General features: G+C 66.1%; 18 protein-coding genes. 8 read left to right on the top strand and 10 right to left on the bottom strand.

Annotated elements, in window-relative coordinates:
* Positions 1-45: 45 nt before the first annotated feature.
* Genes CB0205_RS0113020 through CB0205_RS0113010 form a run of 3 tightly spaced genes read left to right on the top strand, consistent with a single transcriptional unit; the run spans position 46 to position 940 of the window.
* Positions 46-324 carry a hypothetical protein gene (locus CB0205_RS0113020; protein ID WP_010317904.1) on the top strand — a complete coding sequence of 93 codons (279 nt, stop codon included), beginning with the start codon at positions 46-48 and terminating at the stop codon, positions 322-324.
* Positions 324-605, top strand: coding sequence for a cell division protein SepF (locus tag CB0205_RS0113015; protein WP_010317903.1), 282 nt, complete (start codon positions 324-326; stop codon positions 603-605). Before CB0205_RS0113020 ends, CB0205_RS0113015 begins: the two co-directional genes overlap by 1 nt.
* Complete coding sequence (locus tag CB0205_RS0113010) at positions 602-940, top strand: hypothetical protein (RefSeq protein WP_010317902.1); 339 nt, start codon at positions 602-604, stop codon at positions 938-940. Before CB0205_RS0113015 ends, CB0205_RS0113010 begins: the two co-directional genes overlap by 4 nt.
* Positions 941-943: 3 nt before the next feature.
* Here the strand turns inward: CB0205_RS0113010 and CB0205_RS0113005 are convergent, their stop codons facing one another.
* Complete coding sequence (locus tag CB0205_RS0113005; RefSeq protein ID WP_010317901.1) at positions 944-1,315, bottom strand: hypothetical protein; 372 nt, start codon at positions 1,313-1,315, stop codon at positions 944-946.
* A gap of 44 nt (positions 1,316-1,359) precedes the next feature.
* On the opposite strand from CB0205_RS0113005, the gene CB0205_RS0113000 reads away from it, so the two are divergent.
* Positions 1,360-1,992: an RluA family pseudouridine synthase gene (locus CB0205_RS0113000; RefSeq protein ID WP_029626396.1), complete on the top strand. Its 633-nt coding sequence runs from the start codon at positions 1,360-1,362 to the stop codon at positions 1,990-1,992.
* Here the strand turns inward: CB0205_RS0113000 and CB0205_RS0112995 are convergent.
* Positions 1,989-3,287 carry a Rieske 2Fe-2S domain-containing protein gene (locus tag CB0205_RS0112995; protein WP_010317899.1) on the bottom strand — a complete coding sequence of 433 codons (1,299 nt, stop codon included), beginning with the start codon at positions 3,285-3,287 and terminating at the stop codon, positions 1,989-1,991. The two genes, CB0205_RS0113000 and CB0205_RS0112995, sit on opposite strands and share 4 nt — an antisense overlap.
* Positions 3,287-5,317: an HDIG domain-containing metalloprotein gene (locus CB0205_RS0112990; RefSeq protein ID WP_050778501.1), complete on the bottom strand. Its 2,031-nt coding sequence runs from the start codon at positions 5,315-5,317 to the stop codon at positions 3,287-3,289. Before CB0205_RS0112990 ends, CB0205_RS0112995 begins: the two co-directional genes overlap by 1 nt.
* Positions 5,318-5,463: 146 nt before the next feature.
* Between CB0205_RS0112990 and folD the strand changes: the two genes are divergently transcribed.
* Genes folD through CB0205_RS0112970 form a run of 4 tightly spaced genes read left to right on the top strand, consistent with a single transcriptional unit; the run spans position 5,464 to position 9,280 of the window.
* The gene (folD, locus tag CB0205_RS0112985; protein WP_010317897.1) at positions 5,464-6,360 is read left to right on the top strand and encodes a bifunctional methylenetetrahydrofolate dehydrogenase/methenyltetrahydrofolate cyclohydrolase FolD; all 897 of its coding nucleotides are present in this window, start codon (positions 5,464-5,466) and stop codon (positions 6,358-6,360) included.
* Positions 6,361-6,415: 55 nt separating this feature from the next.
* Positions 6,416-7,354 carry a geranylgeranyl diphosphate synthase CrtE gene (crtE, locus tag CB0205_RS0112980; RefSeq protein ID WP_010317896.1) on the top strand — a complete coding sequence of 313 codons (939 nt, stop codon included), beginning with the start codon at positions 6,416-6,418 and terminating at the stop codon, positions 7,352-7,354.
* Positions 7,351-7,827 carry a divergent PAP2 family protein gene (locus tag CB0205_RS0112975; RefSeq protein WP_010317895.1) on the top strand — a complete coding sequence of 159 codons (477 nt, stop codon included), beginning with the start codon at positions 7,351-7,353 and terminating at the stop codon, positions 7,825-7,827. Before crtE ends, CB0205_RS0112975 begins: the two co-directional genes overlap by 4 nt.
* Positions 7,820-9,280: an ATP-dependent RecD-like DNA helicase gene (locus CB0205_RS0112970; RefSeq protein ID WP_010317894.1), complete on the top strand. Its 1,461-nt coding sequence runs from the start codon at positions 7,820-7,822 to the stop codon at positions 9,278-9,280. The genes CB0205_RS0112975 and CB0205_RS0112970 overlap by 8 nt, the downstream gene beginning before the upstream one ends.
* Here CB0205_RS0112970 and CB0205_RS0112965 read toward each other — a convergent pair.
* The 7 genes from CB0205_RS0112965 to CB0205_RS0112935 all read right to left on the bottom strand — a co-directional run bounded on the left by CB0205_RS0112965 (position 9,273) and on the right by CB0205_RS0112935 (position 16,589).
* Entirely contained in the window at positions 9,273-9,959 is a 687-nt protein-coding gene (locus CB0205_RS0112965) for a GAP family protein (RefSeq protein ID WP_010317893.1), read from the bottom strand. The two genes, CB0205_RS0112970 and CB0205_RS0112965, sit on opposite strands and share 8 nt — an antisense overlap.
* Positions 9,960-10,379 (bottom strand): acylphosphatase, encoded by a 420-nt coding sequence (locus CB0205_RS0112960; protein WP_156797991.1) that lies wholly within the window; start codon positions 10,377-10,379, stop codon positions 9,960-9,962.
* Positions 10,380-10,448: 69 nt separating this feature from the next.
* Complete coding sequence (locus CB0205_RS0112955) at positions 10,449-11,051, bottom strand: histidine phosphatase family protein (protein WP_010317891.1); 603 nt, start codon at positions 11,049-11,051, stop codon at positions 10,449-10,451.
* Between the two features lie 2 nt (positions 11,052-11,053).
* Complete coding sequence (locus tag CB0205_RS0112950; RefSeq protein WP_010317890.1) at positions 11,054-12,424, bottom strand: cobyrinate a,c-diamide synthase; 1,371 nt, start codon at positions 12,422-12,424, stop codon at positions 11,054-11,056.
* Positions 12,425-12,432: 8 nt separating this feature from the next.
* On the bottom strand, positions 12,433-13,737 hold the full coding sequence (locus CB0205_RS0112945; protein ID WP_010317889.1) for a glucose-6-phosphate dehydrogenase assembly protein OpcA: 1,305 nt from the start codon (positions 13,735-13,737) through the stop codon (positions 12,433-12,435).
* 37 nt (positions 13,738-13,774) lie between these two features.
* Positions 13,775-15,298 (bottom strand): glucose-6-phosphate dehydrogenase, encoded by a 1,524-nt coding sequence (gene zwf / locus CB0205_RS0112940; RefSeq protein WP_010317888.1) that lies wholly within the window; start codon positions 15,296-15,298, stop codon positions 13,775-13,777.
* A 115-nt stretch (positions 15,299-15,413) separates the two neighbouring features.
* Positions 15,414-16,589 (bottom strand): phycobilisome linker polypeptide, encoded by a 1,176-nt coding sequence (locus CB0205_RS0112935; protein ID WP_010317887.1) that lies wholly within the window; start codon positions 16,587-16,589, stop codon positions 15,414-15,416.
* Positions 16,590-16,670: the final 81 nt, after the last annotated feature.

Raw genomic sequence — 16,670 nt, 5'->3', positions numbered from 1 at the left:
GTGCTTGGTTCTTCGTAGGCTCAGGGCAACCGAGCGCAACGGGCCGTGACCTTTTTTGAGTTGCTCTGGAAGGGGGAAAACTGCGGTGACGCGGGTGATCTGGAGGAGGCCTTGGTCCATTTCCAGGAGCTCAGACCCAAGCATCTGAGCTGGCAGGAGGTCTGCAGTGACCCTGAGATCGAGCCCACAATCTGTCGCTTCCGCTCCTTTGAGGCCTTCCTGGATAACGAGGATGCCCTGGAGACGATTCATCCGACGGCCGAAATGCTCGATCGTTTCCGCCCCCAGGAGGAACCTGAATCCTCTGAAGAGCCGAGCGGCTGATGGATCCATTTCTTCCGCCATCGGAGCAGGACTCTCCCGGCTGGGGGCCGGAGGTGATCGTGATCCATCCGCCCAGCTTTGATGCGGTTCAAGAGGCGATTACGGCCCTGCGCGATCAGGCCACGGTTGTGGTGAACTTCAGCGCCTTGGCCGAAGACCAGCTGCAGCGGGCCGTCGATTTTCTGGCGGGTGCAGCGGTGGCCTTGGATGCTCAACAGGTGCGTCTGGGGGAGCGGGTGTTTCTCTATGCCCCGCACTACGTCCAACTGAACCGGGCTTGACCGCGGTCCAGCCGGCGGCAGACAGTGAATCGATGCAGGTGTTTGACGTCGATCTCTCTGGCTTTGAGCCGGTGAACCATCTTTGGCCTCAGCTGGTGGAGCGGCTGGGAGCCGACACCTCGGCCCGTGCCGTCCGTCAGGCCTTGGATCTGTTGGGCATGCGGGGTGGGCCTGGGTTGATGCCCGCGCTGCTGGTGGAGACCTCTGGTGTGGCCCTGGTGGATCGCCAACAACTGCGCCGGGTGACGGGACTGCCTGTGGCGGTCGATGGTGATCAGTTGGTCTTGATCAGCCGGCGCGCCAGTGAGCTGCAGCTGCTCCAGTGGAGCGCTTGAGCCTCAGTAGCTGCAGGTGGGTTTGAGCCCGGGCACGCTGAATTCCATGAACCAGAGGTATTCGCGGCTCCGCCAGCCGAGATCAAACGGTTCGGTGCTTTGCCATTCCTCTGGCGTCAGGCCGTAGGCGGCCTCAAGGAATGGGGGCACGAGTGCTTCAACCGCCTCCTGGCCCTCTTCCCCCTCGTCGAACAGGCGATCGGTGTAGATCACGGCGAAGATCTCGTGCTCTTCATCGCAGATCACGACTTCAAAGCCGCTACCGCCGTAGCTGGGGAGGGTGTTCAGCTCGAAGTACTCATCGCGCTCGAGGGGATCCTCGGGGGCCTGCTCGAGCAGGGCGGAGAGCGCCCGTTTGAACTGATCGAGTGCCATGGCCCGGCTACTACTAGGGCCAGTGTGGCCAGGGTCGAGCGTTCTTGCCTGCGTTGTTTGATCCGCTTTGGTTGGTCTACGAGGATCCGGCCCTGCTGGTGCTCGAGAAACCCAGCGGCCTGTTGTCCCAACCCGGCCTGGGCCCCGAGCTGTCGGATTCGTTGATCACGGCGGTCCAGTCCGAGTGGCCCGAAGCCCGTTTGGTGCACCGCCTCGACCGGGACACCTCCGGTTTGATCGTCGTCGCCCGTTCAGCGCTGGTTCACCGCACGTTGAGCGAAGCCTTTGCCGAGCGCCGGGTTGAGAAGCGCTACGTCGCCGATGTCTCCGGCGTGCCCGATGGCGAGGAGGGCTGGATTGATCATCCGATCGCCAAGCGACAACACAGGCCTCCGCTCTATGGCGTCGACCCCGCTGGCAAACCCTGCCGAACCCACTGGCGCCTGTCGGCTCAGCACTCCAGCTGCAGTCGCTTGGCGTTGCAGCCCCTGACGGGACGCTCCCATCAGCTGCGCGTGCATCTGCAGGCGCTGGGGCACCCGATCTTGGGTGATCCCCTCTACGGCGAGCGTTCTGCGGCGCGCTTGCACTTGCATGCCTGCTGCCTGGAGTTCAGCCATCCAAGCGATGGCCGCTGGATGCACTTCGACTCTCCCGTTCCGTTTGTCTTGCCCTAGTGGTTGCGGGGGGGCAGCCCGCTGCGAAAGCGCAGCAGCTGGCGCCAGCGCCGAATGCGCCAGGCCGCTAAGGCCAGGGCAACGCCGAAGGCGAGGGCGATGCCGCCTGCCCAGCCCGGACCACTCCAGGCCGCGCCCAGTCCTGCAAGGGCCACCAGAATCCAGCAGAGCGGCTGCAGGCGCTTCAGCCGCCGATCGGCGCCGGCGCAGCTGCGGCAATGGCGGGTGTGGGCCTCAAACCGCTCCATCAAGGCCTGGCGGTTTTGCCGCTGCGGTAGCGGTTGGCCTGGGAATGGCTCGCCGCCGTAGCGATTGACCCAGTCGTGCAGTGCTCTGACGTAGAGATCCGCCTGGGTGGGGAGGTGGTACTGGCGCAGGGTGTCATGGCGGCCGCCCCGCCGTTCGATGACCCGCTCTTGCCAGTGCAGGAAGAGCTGGTCGTCTTCCAGCACCGTGTGGTTGCCGATGTGCTGGAGCCATTGGGGGCGCAGCCGCAGCAGGCGTCCCGGCCAGGGGGAGCTGAATTGAAAGGGAAAGCGGGCGATCAATCGGCATTCCCCAGGACGGGTGGGGACGGCATAGACGACCGTGAGGATGCGGGCGAACCCTTTGGCGGTGAGGTCGTGCCACATCAGCCCCGGGGCCAGGAATCGGGTGTGTTGGCTCCCGAGCTTTCCGCGTCTGGGGCCCTCCTCCCACAGTCCGGTAAAGCCGTCGCGATCGAACCCTGTTAGGGCCAGTGCGACGGGGGCCGCGTTCTCTCGGCGGCCAACGGTGGCGTGGTGGGTGAAGGGAACGTGGCTGGCGTCCAGCACGTTCTCCAGCAGGGTCAGGGCATCCATCGGCAGATCCCGGAAGGTGTCCTGCACCACCCAGCCGGCCTCATCGAGAACCGGGACCAGGGGTAGGGGCTGCTCCCTTGCCTGCTCGCTTGGCCCGCTGAAGACGAACAACAACCCCTGGGCGCAGGCCGTGGCGTAGCTGCGGCAGTGGCTGCGGCCACTGATGCTGCTGCCCGGTTCCGCCTGGGGCTGCAGTGTACAGCGCCCCGACCCGTCAAAACTCCAGCCGTGATAAGGACACTCCAGTTCTCCGGCGGCGTTGAGACGGCCGTCCGAGAGGGGCACCAGCCGGTGGGGGCAGACATCCGCAAATGCCCTCCACTCATCGGCTTGGCGGTCAAACCAAAGCACCAGGTCTTGCCCCACCAGGGTGAAGGGGGTCGGCCGGTTGCGGTCCAGGTCGCGCAGGAACGCCACGGGGAACCAGGCGTTTTGCCAGCGGTTGGAGGACATCAGGCGCTGAAACTCTTGCGGGCGGGGATTGGATAGGGAATGCGGCGATGGCGCATCCGCCGCCACACCCGAACGAAGGCGCGGACCAACAGCTCCAACTCTGCAGGGGTCAGGCCGCTGTCTGTGAGTTGGCCATCGCGCCAGCGGGCCTCGACGATGCTGCGCACCACGTCCCGGGCCTGGGTTTCGCTGGTGTCGGGGGGGAGCGAGCGCAGGGCCGCCTCGCAGCCATCGGCCAGCATCAACACCGCCGTCTCCCGGCTCCTGGGTGTTGGACCGCGGTAGCGGTAATCCTCCTCGCGGATCTGGGGATCACGCCGGCGGGCTTCATGGAGGAAGTAGCCCATCTTCAACGTCCCCTGGTGCTCAGGGATGAAGTCCGCCAGGGGTTTGGGCAGCCGGTAGCGCTTCGCCAGCTTCAGGCCCTCATCCACGTGGGCTTGGAGGATCCCCGCACTGAGTTGGGGGTCATCGAGTTGGTCATGGGGGTTGTCACCCCCCTCTTGGTTTTCGATGAACCACTGGGGGCCATGGAGTTTGCCCACGTCGTGATACAGCGCCCCGGTGCGGGTCAAGTCGATGTCGGCGCCGATGGAGCGGGCCCCCTCTTCGGCCAGGCCGCAAATCATCAAGGTGTGCTCGAAGGTGCCCGGGGCTTCGCAGGAGAGACGCCGCAGCAGTGGCCGCTCCAGATCCGCCAATTCCATCAAGCGACTGCGGGTCAGAAGGTCAAAAAAGCTCTCGACCATCGGGCCGATCAGCAGCACCCCCAGCAGCAGGCCGCCCAGCACCAGCGCTTCTCCGGTGAGGTCCGATCCGATCGGGAGGCCCCCCTCCCGAACACCGCGGAAGAGCTCCAGCTGCAGCAGCAACCATTCAGCCAGGAGCGCACCCAGTGGCACCAGCAGGGCCAGCTGCAGCAGCTGGGCGCGGTTGCGTTGGCGATCCGCCAGAACGGCGGTGATGGCAGCCACGGCTGCTGCGATCAAAATCCGCTGGTCAAAAAAGGGAGAGAGGGGAAGTGGCCAGAGCAGGCTGGCCATCGCCAGCCAGGCCAGTCCGGCGGTGGTTCCCAGTCCCTGGGCGAGCAGGAGCGTGGGCGGAACGAGCAGTGCCAGGGGGCTGGCGGCCGCACCGAGCCAGAGCTTCAGGCCTTGGACGAGCGCCAGCAGGCCCAGGGCGAGGAGCGCCTGACGGGGCTCCAGGCTGACCCGACGGTTTCGGATCAGCAGCACCATCACGCTGGAGGCGGCCAGGGCTTCCGCGAAGTGCTGCAACCAGGCGCCAATCAGGGGGCGCCGGTTGACCAGGCCGAAATAGTCGAGGACCGCATAGGCCTGCTGACTGATCGGTTCTCCCTGCCTGGCGATCAGTTCACCCTTCCTGACTTGAATGGTGGGGATCCCCTGCTGGGTCAGCAGGTCCTCCAACATCCGCTGGCTGAGGGCCGGGTCGATGCGGAGGTTGGTGCGCCCCTGCAGGGAATTCGCGATCAGGCGTGCGCCGAGGCCCAGCTCCGGCTCCTGCATTCCCTCCAATTGATGGCGGGCCGCTTTCACTAGCTGTTGCCGGGCGACATTGCCCACCACCCCTTGGCGCAACATCCGCGATTGGGCCTGGCGCAGTTCCTGCTCCCAGCGCAGGAGCTGCCTGCGACTCGATCGCCGCAGCCAAGCCCGCTCCTGTGGGTTGATGTCGATTGGAGCGACCTGCTCTTGATCGCTCGCGGCGAGACGGTTGACGGCTTCGAGTTGGCGCTCCAGCCGCGCCTCCAGGTCCTGGCTCTGGCGCTCATCCACCACCTGGACATAGGTCCGCAGGCCCAGTTGGGAGCGGCGCTGCTCCAGGGCATCGGAGTCCACCACCGTGGCGGCCTTCGGCGCTTTAGCGGTGAAGGGTGCAGGGATGCCCGGCCGCAGGCTCGGCTCCACCAACCAGGGCCAGCTGGAGACCAGGGCCACCACCAGGGCCATCAGGACGACGCCTGCGCTCGCGCCGCGCTTCCAGGGCGTCAGCACCTGACGCGGCATCTCCAGCCGCAACAACTGCCTCCAGAGACGCTGGAGCCTTCGCCAGAGCTGGGGCAGGGTGCTCAGGCGAGTCACGGCGAGGGCATGACAGGTCCCCACGCTAGCCCTGCCGTTGCATGCTGAGAGGAGATTGCCTGCCCCTCGCCATGGCTCAGCGTCTCGACGGCCGTCAATTGGCAGCTGCGTTGGAAGAGCGCCTCGAGCGCGTCGTGGCCGAACGTCTTGCCCAGGCCGGCCGGCCCCCGGGCCTGGCGGTGCTGCGGGTGGGGGATGACCCGGCCAGCGGTGTGTATGTCGCCAATAAAGAGAAGGCCTGCAGTCGCATTGGCATCACCAACCTGGGCGCCCATCTGCCCGCCGAGACCCCGGCGGCGGAGGTGTTGAGCACAATCCAACGCCTCAATGCCGACCCTGCGGTCGATGGAATCCTGCTGCAGCTGCCGCTGCCGGACGGACTGGACGAAGGTCCCCTCCTGGCGGCGATCGATCCCGAAAAAGATGCCGATGGATTGCACACCCTCAACCTCGGCCGCCTGCTGAAGGGGGAGCCCGGTCCCCGCAGCTGCACCCCCGCCGGCGTCATGGCCCTGCTTGCGGCGGGTGGCGTTGAGCTCTCGGGCAAGCGGGCCGTGGTGGTCGGCCGCAGCATCCTGGTGGGGCAGCCCATGGCCCTCATGCTGCAGGCGGCCAACGCCACGGTCAGCATTGGTCATTCCCGCACCAAGGACCTGGCGGAACTCACCCGCCAGGCCGATGTGTTGGTGGTGGCCGCCGGACGTCCCCGGATGATTGGCGCCGAGCATGTCAAGCCAGGCGCTGTGGTCGTTGATGTGGGGATTCACCGCCTGCCCAGCGAGCCGGGCGCGAAGGCCAAGTTGTGTGGTGATGTGCGTTTTGAGGAGGTCGAGCCGATCGCCAGCGCCATCACCCCCGTCCCGGGCGGCGTCGGTCCGATGACCGTGACCCTCCTGCTGGTCAACACCGTTGCCAGTTGGTGTCAACGCTGCGGTTTGGATCAGCCCTTGGCGGATTTGCTCCCATAGCGGGGCGCGGCCTGAGAGAATCCGCCCGAGCGATGGCCCTGGGCCCAGATCTCCCATGAGCGCGGCGGTGACGACGACTGACAGCACCTCCACGGGGGAGCCGGGCCACTTTGATTTCGCTGCCTACCTGGAGTCATCCCGGCAGCAGGTGGAGCAGGCCCTTGATGGCTCCCTGGGGCCGGAGCGCCCCGAGAGCCTGCGGGAGGCCATGCGCTACTCACTCCTGGCGGGGGGCAAGCGCCTGCGGCCCATCCTTTGTTTGGCGGCCTGTGAGCTGGCCGGCGGTGATGCGGCCTTGGCGATGCCGACGGCTGTGGCTCTGGAAATGATCCACACCATGTCGCTGATCCATGACGACCTGCCGGCCATGGACAACGACGACCTGCGTCGGGGGATGCCGACGAACCACAAGGTCTACGGCGAAGCCAACGCGATCCTGGCTGGCGATGCTCTGCTGACCCGCGCCTTTGAGATGGTTGCGCTGCGCAGCCCTGGGGTGCCTGCCGAGCAGTTGATCAAGGTGGTGGGCGAGCTGTCTTTGGCCTCCGGTGCCCCCGGCCTGGTGGGCGGTCAGGTGGTGGACCTGGAGTGCGAAGGCAAGGACGTTGACCTCGAGACCCTCGAGTACATCCATCTCCACAAAACCGGAGCGCTGCTGCGCTCCTGCGTGCTGACCGGTGCCCTGATTGCCGGCGCCTCCGAAGCCCTGCTGGCGGCCCTGACGACCTATGCCCGCGGGATCGGTCTGGCCTTCCAGATCATCGACGACATTCTCGATGTCACCGCCAGCAGCGAAGTGCTGGGCAAGACCGCCGGCAAGGACCTGACGGCCGATAAGACCACCTATCCCAAGCTCCTTGGTCTTGAGGAGTCCCGCCAGCGGGCTGATGCCCTGGTGGCGGAAGCCAAGCAAGCGCTGGAGCCGTTTAACAGCAATGGCTCGGCGGCTCCGCTGCTGGCCCTGGCGGACTACATCACCAGCCGCGATCGATGAACGCTCTTTTGGACAACGGGGCCCTGTGGTGGGGGCTTGCCGCCTGTGGCACGGCCCAGTTCTCCAAGCTGGTGATTGAGTTGGTGGTGCACCGCCGCTGGAACCCGAAGGTGCTCGTTGAGACCGGTGGCATGCCCTCGAGCCATTCGGCCTTGCTAACCGGGACCGCCGCCGCTCTGGGCTGGCAGCAGGGGTTTGATTCCGGCCTGTTTGCCCTGGCGGCAACCATGTGCTTCGTGGTCCTCTATGACGCCTCCCACGTTCGCTATTCCGCCGGGCTCACGGCAGCCCGCGTCAATGCCCTGAGTGATGGGGGAGAGGAGCAGGCGCCGCTCAAGGAGAAGCTCGGCCACACCCCCTTGGAGGTGCTGGTCGGCAGCCTGATGGGCCCCCTGGTTTCCCTACCGGGGCTGGTGCTGGTGGGCTCTCCCTTGACCCTGGCCCAGCACTGGGGCTGGCTAGCGATTGGCTGAGGGGGGGCTGACCAGCGGCCAAACGGCGGCGACCGAGGCGTTTGAGCAGTGGCTCAAGGCCCCCTACGACGGCACTCCGTTTGTCCTCAGTGGTTTTGCTGGCACCGGGAAGACCTTCCTCTCCTGCCACCTGCTGGCTCTGGTGGAGCAGAGGGATTGGTGTTGGACCGTCGTGGCCCCCACCCACAAGGCGGTGGGTGTCCTGCGGCAGCAGCTGTCCTGGGCTGGTCTTCAGCCCACCTGGTACCCGAGCACCATCCACCGTTTGCTGCGGCTGAAGCTCAAGCGCCAGGGGGATCTGGAACGGTGCGAAGAAACCGAGCAGACCGCTGGCTCCCTCGAGAACCTCTCCTTGGTGCTGATCGACGAGGCCTCGATGGTCGACAGCGCCCTCCTGGAGATTGCCCTGCGCTGCGCCCACCCCTTCAAGACCCGCTTGGTCTTTGTCGGCGATCCGGCCCAGTTGCCGCCCGTGGGGGAACCGCAGAGCCCGGTGTTCTCGATGGGCCGCTGCGTCAACGCCAGCTTGACCGAGGTGGTGCGCCATCAAGGTCCGGTCTTGCAGCTCGCCACCGGTCTGCGCAGTGGTGATCTTCCCTGCCGTCAGCCCCCGGCCTTGGGGCTGGTTCGAGATCCCCAGGGGCAGGTGGCGGTCTTGCCCCGCTCCCAGTGGCTGGAGGCGGCCCAGGCGGCCCTGAAGCGCGGGGCGGAGCTCGACAACCCCGATCACGCCAGGATTCTTTGCTACACGAACCGGGCCTTGGAGCAGTTGGTTCCGCTGGCCCGCCGCGCCATCCATGGCGAGATGGCCGACCAGCTCCCCGTCCTGCCGGGGGAGGTCTTGATGACCCGCTCGGCGGTGATGGCCCCGGCGTGCCGGGCCGGAGAGGAGGCCGCGGAGGAGCCCGACATGCTGCTCGGCTCCAACCGTGAATTGGTGGTCCGCGATGTCACCCCCGAGCGCTGTGACCTGGCGGACTTTGGGGTGGGCAGCGGCGACGGCCTGACGCCGGCCGTGATCGAGACCCTCAATGCCGAGGTGGAGGCTGGCGAGACCCGGCTCACCCTGCGTCTCCTCCCGCCGGTGGGCAGTGCCGGACGCCAAGCCCTCGATGGCGTCATGCGCTCCCTGCGCCTCCAGGCCCGGGAAGCCGGCAAGCAGCAGGGCCGCAGTCTCTGGCGGCGTTATTTCCTAGTGCGCGATGCCTTCGCCTCCCTGGGTCCCGCTGCGGTGCTGACGGTGCACCGCAGCCAGGGCAGCACCTTTGGCGAGGTCTTCATCGCTGGTGACGTCTTCTGGCCCAGTGATGACACCCTGCGGCGCCAGTTGGTCTATGTGGCCGTCAGCCGGGCCTCGCAGGCGGTTTGGCTCAGTGCCGATCAGCGTCTGGCCAGTGCCGGGGCCACCCAGGAGCGTGATCGCTGGAGCCGCTGGCTCAAGGGTGCTAGCTGAGCTGCAAGCCTTCGATGCCCTGCCAGCCGAGGTAGCCCGCCAAGACCAAGCTCAGTCCCCCTACCAGCAGATCCCCCTTGTTGAAGAGCAGGGTTTTACCGCGTTCGAGCAGGGGCAAGACCTGGTCGCGGCCGATGAGCACCGCGAGGAAGGGCAGCAGGAGCGCCGTGCTGCAGGCCAGGGCGAAGCCGCCGGTATAGAGCGTCTCTTGCAGTTGGCTCAGCCCAGAGGACAGCAGGGCTGAGGCGGCTTTGGCAAAGAGGAAGAGATCGTCGGGGCTGATGACCTCCAGTGCTGAACTCACCCCCAGCAGCAACGGCAGGGGCATGGCGCAGAAGCGGTCGAGCTGACGGGTCCAGCCGGGGGCCTCGGCACCGTCTTCTTTGCGATCCAGTAATTCTTTGAGCCCCAGGGCCAGCAAGGCACCGGCCGCGAGCAAATCCAAGCCTGTGCGGTGGCTGGTGCCTTTCTCCATCGTGAGCAGGAGGCCATGGCCCACGGTCAGCAGCAGCACCACCATGGCGGTGACGGTGAGCATCCAGCCGAGCACGAGCAGCCCGCCGCGCCGCAGCGGGTTTGGCCCGAGCAGGAGCAGCAGCAGCAGGCCGATATGCAGCGGGCTCAGGGCGATCCCACTGCCGTAGGCCAGCAACTCGGCCCAGAGGGTGCCATTGGTCATCTAACGGCGAATTTCGAACCAGTCTTCCTTCAGGGGCGGCAGCTGGCTTTGGTTCACGCTCAGGACCTCTGCCTCCCTGGGACCTCGTTCACACCAGAGGCGCAATTGGGTCAGATGATGGGGCTGGCCCTCGGCCTGCACTTCCACGGAGCCATCCGGGCAATTCCACACCCAGCCGCTGAGGTCGAGGTCTTTGGCCATGCGGCTGCAACTTTCACGGAAGCCCACGCCTTGCACATGGCCTCGGATCTGCAGCTGCCAGCGCTCAATCCGAAGCGCGCTTTGGCTGTTGTGGCGCTGCTCCTGGCGCACCCATTGCCGCACTTTGGCGCTGCGGTTTCCTCGGCTGATTGGCCGCGTATCGGCAATCAGCCAGCCCGGTGTCCCTGACTGGCGTTGTGGGCTGTCATCCCGCGTCATCCACCCCCCTCTGCGAAGGCCTGGTGTCTTCACGGTGGCACGGGTTTTGGCTTTCGGCCACGGCCGGCTTTAGGCCGGTTGGACTGGGGCATTCCAGTGGATCAGGGCGCGGGTCTGGCGCTCGTAGCCCAGAACGCAGAAGCTGCCGGTACCCAGCACCAATCGAGCGCCGCCGGCGGGGCCCTGCCCCAGCCAGCACCCCGCGAGGCTGCGCAGGATGTGGCCATGGGCAAAGAGCGCCACGTCACAGCGCTCCCCTGGTGCACCGCTGGCGTATGCGCTGGCACGGGCAATCACCCGCTCACAGCGCTGCTGCACCTGATCGCTGCTCTCTCCCCCTGGGCAGGGGTGGCTGAAGACGGTCCAGTCCGGGACGCTCTGGCGAATCACGGCGGTGGTCAGCCCCTCGTAGTCGCCGTAATCCCATTCCTTGAGATCGGGTTCGATCTGGGCCTGCTCGCCCAGGCCGGCCAGTTCACAGGTGCGTCTGGCCCGTTGCAGGGGGCTGTTGAAGACGGCGGTAAAGCGGTGCTGGGCCAGAACCGGCGCGAGCCCCCTAGCTTCCGCTTCGCCTTGGGGCAGGAGGGGGAGATCGGTGTTGCCGGTGTGGCGTCCATTCAGTGCCCATTCGGTGGCGCCGTGGCGCAACAGCCAAAGGTGCAAGGAGGCCATGGTTAATCAGGGACCAGTGGTGAGACCTGGCGGGCGGCGGCGGCAAAGCGCTGCGGGATCGCCGGGCAGCCCCCCCAATGCAGGTGTAGCCAGCTGGCATGGAGCTGGCCATCGCCCCAGCCTTCTCGGCGGGCCGGACTGCCCCAGCCCTCCAGCTTCCAAAGGCTTGAGTCCTCGGGGTTCTCAGCGTCGAGCTGCCAGCGGTGAAACTCGTGCCCCCAGAGCGTCTCGCCTTGGCGCAGCACCAGTCCATCGCCCAGCGGAGAGGCTTGGCGATAGCCCAGGCTCAAGCTCCCGCGCCGCGCCTGAAAGGGCAGCAGATCCGCCATGGGATGCAGGACGCCCTGTTGGTCCTCCAGGCCGCGCCCGAGCAGCAGCAACCCTCCACATTCGGCGTAGATCGGGAGCCCCATGGCCCGCGCCTGCCGTAGGGCGCTGAGGCTGCGTTGGCTCGCACTCAAGCTGCCTGCATGCAGTTCCGGATAGCCCCCCGGCAGGATCACGCCACGGCAATCCGAAGGGAGGGGTTCATCCGCTAACGGCGACCAGGCCTCGACGGTTAATCCGCTCTGCTCCAGCAGCTCGATCGCTTCGGGGTAGCGGAAGTGAAAGGCGGCATCGCTGGCCAGGGCCACCTTGATCGGTGCTCGTACTCCTTGCCCGGGCGGGGCTGGTGTTGGCGCGGGTTCGGCTGGAGGCGGCGCGCTCAGCAGGGGCCAGAGCTGCTCGAGATCGAGATGCTCCTGGGCCAGTTCCGCCCAGGCCTCCAGTCGCGTCTGCACATCCTCCAGTTCATGGGCGGGCAGCAGACCCAGGTGCCTCGAGGGCAATTCCAGGCTGGTGTGCCGGGGCAGGGCCCCAAGCACTGGCATGGCGATCGAGGCCAGGGCCTCCCGCAGCAGGGCTTCGTGGCGGGCACTGCCCACCCCGTTGAGTACCACCCCGGCGATGGTCAGCTGCGGGTCGTGGTCCCGGAAGCCCCGCACCAGGGCGGCGAGGGAGCCGGCCTGCCGGCTGGCCTCCACCACCAGGACCACCGGGAGCTGCAACAGCGCAGCCACGTGGGCGGAACTCCCCTCGGCGGAGGGCCCCTTGCCATCGAAGAGGCCCATCACCCCCTCCACCAGGCAGAGATCCCCTTGGCTGCCGTGGCGCTGGAAGCTCTGCCGCAGCCAGTCTTCGCCGCAGAGCAGGGCGTCGAGGTTCCGGCAGGCCCGGCCACTGGCCAGGGACAACAGCTGGGGGTCCAGGTAGTCCGGTCCCACCTTGAAGGTCTGCAGGCTGAGGCCGCGGCGGCGCGCCAGGGCGGCGAGGGCGAGGCTGACCAGGGTCTTGCCGCTGCCGCTGGCAGGAGCGGCAATCAGGCAGGGCATGGTGCGTCCTAACTGGGCAGCAGCTTGGCAGCCAGGGCGACGGCTGCGGCCATCAGGGGGTTGGTGCTGTCATGTCCTCCCCCCAGCAGTCGGGCCATTTCCATCTCCTCGCTTTCGTTCGGCAGGGGCACGACCTCCTCGGCCAGTTCCATCGAGGCGACGCCACCGGCCTCCAGACGCATGCAGCCCCCTGATTCCGAGCAGAGGATCACGCAGAGGGGCGAGCGGTTCGGCGGGGCGCAGATCAGGCGCAGGCCGACCAGGGCCCCGGGATGGACCTTGCTCATGCCGACTGGGACGGGCATCAGGCGGAACTGAACGCTTTGGCCGTCGGAGCGCTGGAATTCAGCTCCGATTCCCCGCTCCGCTGGGCTTGATCCATCGATCCAGAAGCTGCTCACCAGGTGCCAGCCGAGCCGATCGGCAATCCAGGCGGCCAGCAGCAGTCCTTTGACCGGATGCTGCCCTTCGACATCGATATCCAGTTGAACCACCTGATCGAGGGCGCTCTGGCGGCTCGGGGGGTCAAAGACCATCGCCAGCGATTCCCGCCAAGTCCGCAGCCGCAGCCAGTTGAGGTCGTTGACGGCCTGGCCGAGGGCAATGCGCTGGGCCAGTAGATCGAGGCAGCGCCTGGGCTCGCCGATGGAGCTGTCCACCACCAAACGGCGCGGCACGGTTGCCAACCCTTCGAGGAGCTCGGGTGATTCATCCATGCTTCCGTTCCACCAGACCCAGCAGGGCAGGTCTGAGGGGATCAGCTCCTGGAGCATCGACAAGCCATGGGACATCGCTCCCATGCCACCCCGCAGGACCACGACATCACCGCAGGCATCGCTCGTGGTGCCGCGTTCTTCCGGCAGGGGGCAGTAGGCCGCCACCATCGACTGCAACTGCTGATCAGCGGCCAGGGTGGGGGCCAGGGTGATCAGGCGGCGGGGTTGGTGGGCGCTGATGGCACGGTCGACGAATTGCCCGCGTAGATCCTCGGCGCTGTGTTGCCCGGGCTCTTGCCCAAGGGCCCAGGCCACCTGGGGCGCGGTGGGAGCTGTACCGGTGGGAAGACCCAGCTCGCTGCTCGCCCGCCGTGCGGCCTCCAGCAGTTGATCGTTGAGCAGTCCGCTCAGGGGACCATCCGCACGGCCGGTTCGAATCAGCTGCTGCTGTAACCATGAGGGCTCCCACACCACCAGGGTGAAGGTGGAGGCGCCGCTGGAGTCCTTGAGATGGTCACTCCAGAGTCGGTTGAGATAGTCCGGGACCTCCTGGGGAGCCATCTCGATGGGGGCCTGGAGGGTGAGTTGGGGAGCCATGGCAAGTGCTGAAGAACAGAACGTCGAAAAGCAGGAATTACGGGCGTCGCCACATCAGGCCGTCCTCGGCCAGGAGGGAATCGGAGGCGGCGGGACCCCAGGTCCGGGCTTCGTAGGGGTAGACCGGCAGGCGGGCTGGGGCGTCCTCAATCAGTTCCAGCAAGGGGGTGTAGAGCCTCCAGGCGGCCTCCACCTCATCGCTCCGGGTGAAGAGGGTGGGATCGCCGAGCATCGCGTCGGCCAGAAGGCGGACATAGCCCTCATCGGAGGGCTCACCGAAGCTGTCCTCGTAGCTGAAGTGCATGTCCACCGGTCGGCTGCGCATGCCCGAGCCGGGTGCTTTGACGTCAAAGACAAAGCCAGCGCCTTCATCCGGTTGGATCCGCAGCACCAGTTGGTTGGCGGTCGGGGTGCCACCCGCTGCATCAAAGAGCTGCACGGGAGCCTTGCGGAAGGTCAGCACAACTTCTGAGAGGCGTTTGGGGAGACGTTTGCCCGTACGCAGGTAGAAGGGCACCCCTTGCCAGCGCCAGTTGTCGATGAACAGCTTCATCGCCACATAGGTTTCGGTGGTGCTGTCGGGATTCACCCCCGGTTCCTCCCGGTAGCCCGCTAGGGGACTGGCCGGACTGCCGCCGCGGCTGTATTGCCCGCGCACGCAGCATTTCCAGGGCTCATCTTCATTGGCGAGCCGGGCCGCCTGCAGCACCTTGGCTTTCTCGTTGCGAATGGCCTCCGGGTCGAAGTGCCCGGGCGCTTCCATTGCGGTGAGGGCCAGCATTTGGGTGAGGTGGTTCTGCACCATGTCCCGCAGGGCACCACTGGTTTCGTAGTACCCGGCCCGCTCTTCCACGCCGACGGTTTCCGCCGCTGTGATCTGGACGCTGGAGATGTAATTCCGGTTCCAGATCGGCTCAAAGATGGCGTTGGCGAAGCGCAACACCAGGATGTTCTGGACGGTCTCTTTGCCCAGGTAGTGGTCGATTCGGAAGATCTGGGATTCCTTGCCGCAGCTTTGGACGATGCGGTTCAGGGTTTGGGCGCTGCTGTAGTCCGTGCCAAAGGGTTTCTCGATCACCACCCGGCTTCGGCCGGGATCCTGGAGGAGACCGGCATTCGCCAGGGCCCGGCAACCGCTGCCGTAATAGGCCGGTGACACCGAGAGATAGAAGGTTCGGTTGCCGCGGGTGGCCTTGAGCCGATCGAGGGCCTCGAGTCGCGTCCCCAATTTGACGACGTCTTCGTCCTTCTGCAGGTCCACCGGCTCGTAGAAGAGGCAGCCGCTGAATTGCTCCCAGGCGCTCTGGTGCTGTTGGATTTCGCTGGCCATCGCCTCGGCCATGCGCCCGCGGAAGTCCTCATCACTCCAGGGCCTGCGGGCGCAGCCCAGGATGGCGAACTCCGTTGGTAATCGGCGTTGGCGGAACAGCTCGAACAGCGCCGGGATCAACTTGCGATGGGTGAGGTCACCGCTCGCGCCAAAGATCACCAGACACTGGGGTGAGATGACACGCTCTTGTCGAAGGCCTACCCGCAGAGGGTTGGTTTGCTGGGCCGGCATGGGCGATGCGCGCGTCCCCCAGGTTTAACGGCGTTGACTGGGGGACGCATCCGGACGTCACAAAAAAAGCCCGCCGAGGCGGGCTTTTGAGCAAAGGCTGACCTGAGGCGTTGGCTCAGTAGGTCTCGACGTGCCAGCGCTCGGCTTTTTTGAGCTTGGGACGCAGTTCGGACCAATCCAGACCCTTGGCCGCGGCGGCCGTGGTCATCGCCTCGTCGATGCCGGGCTCCATGCCCCGCAGACCGCACATGTAGACGTGGGTCTTGGGGTCTTCGATCATCGCGAAGATCTCATCAGCGTTCTCGCTGACGCGGTCCTGGATGTACATCCGGCCGCCGTTGGCGTTCTTCTGCTCGCGGCTGATGGCCTTGGTGTAGCGGAAGTTCTCTGGGAACTCACGCTCGTAGCGGTTGAAATCGTCGTCGTAGAGCAGGTTGGCGGTAGTGGGTGCACCCATGAACAACCACGCCTTGCCGCGGAAGTTCCAACCGTTCTTCTCGCGCTCGGCGGGCTCAAACATCCGGCGCAGGTAGGTGCGCATCGGCGCGATGCCGGTGCCGGTGGCCAGCATGATGATGTTCGCCTCCTCGTCTTCAGGCAGGAGCATTTCCTTGCCCACCGGACCGGTGATCTTCACCTTGGCGCCGGGCTCGATGTCGCAGAGGAAGGTGGAGCAGACACCGTTGATGGTTTCGCCATCCTTTTCGTACTGCAGCTGACGCACGCAGAGGGAGACGGTGTCATCAGCCAGGTCGTCGCCGTGGCGGGTGCTGGCGATCGAATACAGACGCAGTTTGTGGGGCTTGCCGTTGGCGTCCTCGCCATCGGGAATGATGCCGATGGACTGACCTTCGACGTAATGCAGCTGGGGATCACCACCTTTGAGGTCGAAGGTGATGTGGTTCACGCGACCGATCGCACCTTCGCCCAGCAGGCTGTAGTTCTCGGTAACGGTGCCCAGGAAAGGGGTCTTGGGCTTGTAGAGATTGACCGGAACGGCAGCGTGTGACACAGAAGCAGCTTTTTTAGCGGGGGCTTTTTTGGCGGCAGCGGCGGGAGCCGGCTTGGCCGCGGGCGCGGGGGCAGGTGCAGCAGGCGCCTCAGAGGAGGGGGTGACCGAAACGATCGTCCCACCGATCTGACTGATGGATTGCATCAGTGCCTGCAGGCGAGAGAAGGGAACGCTGATCGTCCGCTCGGCATTGCGGGGGTGGGCACTGCCATACCCCTGCACAACCACAGTGAACATGCGGGAGTCGCTGCGGCTGGATGTAGCGGTCGAAACACGCATGAATCTCTTCTGCCCTATGGACGCGCGCGATCATAGGTAATCCGCAGAGCTTCAAGCGCCAGAGGCCTCTCTCCGTTGCAT

Origin of the sequence: Synechococcus sp. CB0205, assembly GCF_000179255.1 — a bacterium.
GTDB lineage: Bacteria > Cyanobacteriota > Cyanobacteriia > PCC-6307 > Cyanobiaceae > Vulcanococcus.
Note: the sequence above shows the minus strand (reverse complement) of the source record. Positions and strands in the feature narration are given on the sequence as shown.

What these genes read in the sequence shown, in the direction of transcription:
- CB0205_RS0113015 (WP_010317903.1), top strand. Translation starts at nt 324, where the DNA reads ATGGATCCATTTCTTCCGCCATCGGAGCAGGACTCTCCCGGCTGGGGG.
- CB0205_RS0113005 (WP_010317901.1), bottom strand. Translation starts at nt 1,315, where the DNA reads ATGGCACTCGATCAGTTCAAACGGGCGCTCTCCGCCCTGCTCGAGCAG.
- CB0205_RS0112995 (WP_010317899.1), bottom strand. Translation starts at nt 3,287, where the DNA reads ATGTCCTCCAACCGCTGGCAAAACGCCTGGTTCCCCGTGGCGTTCCTG.
- CB0205_RS0112990 (WP_050778501.1), bottom strand. Translation starts at nt 5,317, where the DNA reads ATGCCGCGTCAGGTGCTGACGCCCTGGAAGCGCGGCGCGAGCGCAGGC.
- folD (WP_010317897.1), top strand. Translation starts at nt 5,464, where the DNA reads ATGGCTCAGCGTCTCGACGGCCGTCAATTGGCAGCTGCGTTGGAAGAG.
- crtE (WP_010317896.1), top strand. Translation starts at nt 6,416, where the DNA reads ATGAGCGCGGCGGTGACGACGACTGACAGCACCTCCACGGGGGAGCCG.
- CB0205_RS0112975 (WP_010317895.1), top strand. Translation starts at nt 7,351, where the DNA reads ATGAACGCTCTTTTGGACAACGGGGCCCTGTGGTGGGGGCTTGCCGCC.
- CB0205_RS0112965 (WP_010317893.1), bottom strand. Translation starts at nt 9,959, where the DNA reads ATGACCAATGGCACCCTCTGGGCCGAGTTGCTGGCCTACGGCAGTGGG.
- CB0205_RS0112960 (WP_156797991.1), bottom strand. Translation starts at nt 10,379, where the DNA reads ATGACGCGGGATGACAGCCCACAACGCCAGTCAGGGACACCGGGCTGG.
- CB0205_RS0112955 (WP_010317891.1), bottom strand. Translation starts at nt 11,051, where the DNA reads ATGGCCTCCTTGCACCTTTGGCTGTTGCGCCACGGCGCCACCGAATGG.
- CB0205_RS0112950 (WP_010317890.1), bottom strand. Translation starts at nt 12,424, where the DNA reads ATGCCCTGCCTGATTGCCGCTCCTGCCAGCGGCAGCGGCAAGACCCTG.
- CB0205_RS0112945 (WP_010317889.1), bottom strand. Translation starts at nt 13,737, where the DNA reads ATGGCTCCCCAACTCACCCTCCAGGCCCCCATCGAGATGGCTCCCCAG.
- zwf (WP_010317888.1), bottom strand. Translation starts at nt 15,298, where the DNA reads ATGCCGGCCCAGCAAACCAACCCTCTGCGGGTAGGCCTTCGACAAGAG.
- CB0205_RS0112935 (WP_010317887.1), bottom strand. Translation starts at nt 16,589, where the DNA reads ATGCGTGTTTCGACCGCTACATCCAGCCGCAGCGACTCCCGCATGTTC.